This window comes from Mesorhizobium sp. M7A.F.Ca.US.006.04.2.1, from assembly GCF_004022915.1.
Taxonomy (GTDB): Bacteria; Pseudomonadota; Alphaproteobacteria; order Rhizobiales; family Rhizobiaceae; genus Mesorhizobium; species Mesorhizobium ciceri.
This window is the reverse complement of sequence record NZ_RZQA01001387.1, coordinates 1-942: the sequence shown is the minus strand read 5'-3', so window position 1 is coordinate 942 and position 942 is coordinate 1. Positions and strand designations below refer to the sequence as shown.

Sequence of the window (942 nt, the reverse complement as noted above, 5' to 3'; positions counted from 1 at the left end):
GACGTATCGTCATTCGGCCGCCGGAAGAGGCCAAGATCGTCGCGGCTGAATCCATCATCGTCGGCAACACGGTGCTCTATGGCGCAACCGAGGGCGAGGCCTATTTCGCCGGCGTCGCCGGCGAGCGTTTCGCCGTGCGCAATTCGGGCGTCGCCGCCGTCGTCGAAGGCGTCGGCGATCATGGCTGCGAGTACATGACTGGCGGCATCGTCGTCGTCATCGGCAAGACCGGCCGCAACTTCGCCGCCGGCATGTCTGGCGGCGTCGCCTACGTGCTCGACGAGGCGGGCGATTTCGCCGAGCGCTGCAACATGGCGATGGTCGAGCTGGAGCCGGTTCCGGAAGAAGACGATCTGATGGAAAGGCTGCTGCACCATGGCGGCGACCTCGACCACAAGGGCCGCGTCGATGTCTCCGGCGACATGACCAGCCATGACGAGGAGCGGCTCTACCAGCTGATCTCGAACCATGTGCACTACACCGGGTCGGTACGTGGTCGCGAGATTCTCGACGACTGGGCGACGTTCCGGCCGAAGTTCCGCAAGATCATGCCGGTCGAATACCGCCGCGCCCTGATCGAGATGGAACGCATGCGCATGGGCGTTGCGGCGGAATAGGCTTTGCAATGGCCGGGGAGCCCAGGCTTCCCGGCCCATCTTCATCGACAGTTTGACCTCCGGCGCAAGGTTGCCATGGCTGCCTCAAGGGGTTAACGGGTGCGGCGAAAACCGCACCATCTGGACAGCAGGAACTGGACTATGGGCAAGGTAACAGGCTTTCTCGAAATCGACCGGCAGGTGCACAAGTACCAGCCGGCCTCAGACCGCATCCGGCATTTCCGCGAGTTCACGCTGCCGATGTCTGACAAGGAGGTCGAGAAACAGGCCGCGCGCTGCATGGATTGCGGCATTCCGTTCTGTCACGGGCCGACCGGCTGCCCGA

The 942-nt window shown here is 63.7% G+C and carries 2 pseudogenes; both read left to right on the top strand.

From position 1 onward, the window contains the following. Nucleotides 1-617, top strand: a pseudogene (locus EN925_RS37500) (glutamate synthase subunit alpha); the annotation flags it as partial. Between the two features lie 141 nt (nucleotides 618-758). Further along, nucleotides 759-942, top strand: a pseudogene (gene gltD / locus EN925_RS37495) (glutamate synthase); the annotation flags it as partial.